This window comes from Microvirga massiliensis (genome assembly GCF_001006805.1).
GTDB lineage: Bacteria > Pseudomonadota > Alphaproteobacteria > Rhizobiales > Beijerinckiaceae > Microvirga > Microvirga massiliensis.
The window spans coordinates 31500-34076 of sequence record NZ_LN811376.1; the positions used below are offsets into that span (position 1 = coordinate 31500).

Here is a 2577-nt window from a genome sequence, read left to right on the forward strand (position 1 = left end):
CAGGCGCGCAACGAGGGGTTGAGTGAAGGGATGGACGCCGGCGACCTGTACCGTAAGGTCAGAGACAAGATGTGGACGCCAGCCTACCAGCCATACCGGCGCCCGGCTTGAGCGTGCACGTTTCCATCGAAGTCGCTGTTGCGGGCGTTCGATGTGGTGGGAAGAGGGCTGTACAGCCCAGGGATGGTGGAATAAGCTCTCGAGCAGCGAGTGGCAATGCATCTTCGACTCGCACTGTCACACAATGGGATGGTCCTGGCGGAGTTGCGTCGGGGTAGGGACATACAGCCCATCCTGTATGCTCGCCTTTGGTTCTCACCCAGGATCATCCGTCACCTGATCTGTTTGCTTACTCGGGAGCCCGGCACGCACGAAGACGACATGTGATCTGCCGCACGGGTGGTTTCATTCAGGTTCCGGAAGTCTCGTTCGCCACTTGGGAGGGAGGCTCTGACGTCAACACGATTAAGGCTAGGCGCTCGGGATTAAGCCAACCTGCTCCGGGAGTTGATCAAGCAGTTCGAGACGCGGCAGAGAGAGGACGAGACGTTGACACGGGATGCATCCTTTGGCGAGCAGATATTGAGCGCGCTCCCAAACCTCCGAGCCTTTGCGCTCTCGCTTGTCCACGATCCTGTTCGTGCTGACGATCTCGTCCAGGAAACGATCCTGCGAGCTTGGAGCAAGGCTCACCTGTTCGAGCCCGGCATGAACCTCCGGTCGTGGCTCTTTACGATCCTGCGCCATCAGTTTTGTTCGGATCTGCGCAAGCGGAAGTTTGAGATCGACGATCCAAGTGGGTCCTATGTGGACAGGTTGAGAGCCTGTCCTGATCAGCACGCCCACTTGGAGTGGCAGGAATTCCAAACCGCCCTGGCCAAGTTGTCACCCGACCAGCGAGCGGCACTGATACTCGTAGCGGCTGAGGGTCTGTCTCATGAGGACGCGGCAGCCATTTGCGGCGTGCGGACCGGTACGATTAAGAGCCGCGTTAGTCGCGCTCGAACCCGGCTTGCCGAGCTTCTGCAGATTGACGATCACATGCAGATCGGCCCCGACAATCTCACCAAGGCTGCACTTCAGGCAACGGCACGCCTGTGAAATCTCGGAGACGGTTCTGCGGGTCGATGAGGCCGCCGCGCCGCCCTTCACGCCCATGTCACCAAGTCCCGCGTCTTGGTCGGAGGAGACGCCTTGGAGACTACATTACACGAGGGCAATGAAACGTGCGTCCCCTGCATTACGGCTCGGCAGTTCCTGGTCGATGATCTGTTATGGTGCTTGACAAGACGCGCACGGCAACTTCGTTTGCCGATCACTTCTCGCGACCAAGCAAGGACAGGTGCGGTGATACGGCAGTTCTGGTGAAATCGTTTAGAGTGCGCCGTCAGGAGCCTAAGATCGTCCATTCGAACCTATCGATACCGAGCGGAAGAAGGTTGTCGAGTTTGGCCCTAATGACTTCCTCGGCGAGAGCACCCACCGGTGCGCGACGAACAGTAGAGTGGTGATCAGATTCTGAGGCTTGAGCCGGCAGTATACGAAAGAATGGTCAGATCACGAGGTTTGCCCGGGGTCACCTCATTCGCACGCCCGTATGAATGCAGGCGTGGACTCTGACGAGCAAAACCTCAGGTAGCCTGAACTGCAGGCGAAGGGCGAAAGCGTGCCGAGTGGAACCTGCGGCAGGACAGTGACATTGGCCATGCCAGAAACTCAGATAGGCTGGGGGGCATTGAACAACATGGATGCGAGAGTTCAGGAGCCATGGCGTCATGGCGGTGCAGATGACGGCGTCCGAACCCGCATGCTCAGGCATGCAGATGCGCCAGCTCTCGAGCTGTTGGCGGCAGAGCCGGAAGGGGTGGTGGCGGGCGCGCCGGTTCTCTTCATCCATGGCGCGTTCGGTGCCTCGATCCCAAATGGTGCGGCGGCGATTACCCCGAGGATGATCCACCGGTTGCGGGCCTGACCGCGGCGCTCAAGACCGTGACCTTGCAGGCGCAGCAGTCCGAGTGGGCGCGGAGCACCTTCGGCAACGCCCCTGCCGCGGAGGGGAGGGACCCCGCACGGGCTCTCGCGAACCGCTTCAAGATCGAGGCGGCGCTCCAGGATTTTGCCGCCGGCCGGGCGGCGACCGCCGACGCCAACAACTTTCTGTATCTCGTCCGGGCCAATCAGCTCGCCGGGGCGGATCCCGCCCGGATCAGGGCCCCAACCCTTCTGATCTATGCGCCAACCGACCTCGTCTTCCCACAGCCCTGGATTGAGCGCACAGCGGCGGCATTGCGGAACGCGGGCACGCCCGTGGACATGGTCCCCTTGCAGGGGCCGAACGGGCACTTGAACGGGGTGCTTCATATCGCGCAAGCCGGGCCCACAATCGCGGAGTTCCTTGCGCGCGAATGAGAAAAGTTGTGGTCGTGGCCTTACCGATATTGCAGATGGCGGACCGAGGTGTTGCTGTCGCACAAACGCCCGGCCTCTCGACCGGGCGGTTCGCGCATAAGCAACAGACTTGTTTTACTTTGCAGCCGGAGCGGCTTTCACAGCCTGCTTCGCGGAAGCTGGAGCAAC

Annotated in this window: 3 protein-coding genes; all 3 read left to right on the forward strand. The window is 60.8% G+C overall.

Annotation, left to right across the window (positions count from 1 at the left end; translation table 11 throughout):
• Positions 1–582: 582 nt before the first annotated feature.
• The 3 genes from BN1233_RS41330 to BN1233_RS41340 all read left to right on the forward strand — a co-directional run bounded on the left by BN1233_RS41330 (position 583) and on the right by BN1233_RS41340 (position 2409).
• Positions 583–1101: a sigma-70 family RNA polymerase sigma factor gene (locus BN1233_RS41330; protein WP_342341700.1), complete on the forward strand. Its 519-nt coding sequence runs from the start codon at positions 583–585 to the stop codon at positions 1099–1101.
• Between the two features lie 604 nt (positions 1102–1705).
• Complete coding sequence (locus BN1233_RS41335) at positions 1706–1972, forward strand: hypothetical protein (RefSeq protein WP_147707850.1); 267 nt, start codon at positions 1706–1708, stop codon at positions 1970–1972.
• 17 nt (positions 1973–1989) lie between these two features.
• On the forward strand, positions 1990–2409 hold the full coding sequence (locus tag BN1233_RS41340) for an alpha/beta hydrolase family protein (RefSeq protein WP_052764142.1): 420 nt from the start codon (positions 1990–1992) through the stop codon (positions 2407–2409).
• Positions 2410–2577: the final 168 nt, after the last annotated feature.

Coding starts and splice junctions, on each gene's coding strand:
- BN1233_RS41335 (WP_147707850.1), top strand. CDS start 1,706: ATGCCAGAAACTCAGATAGGCTGGGGGGCATTGAACAACATGGATGCG.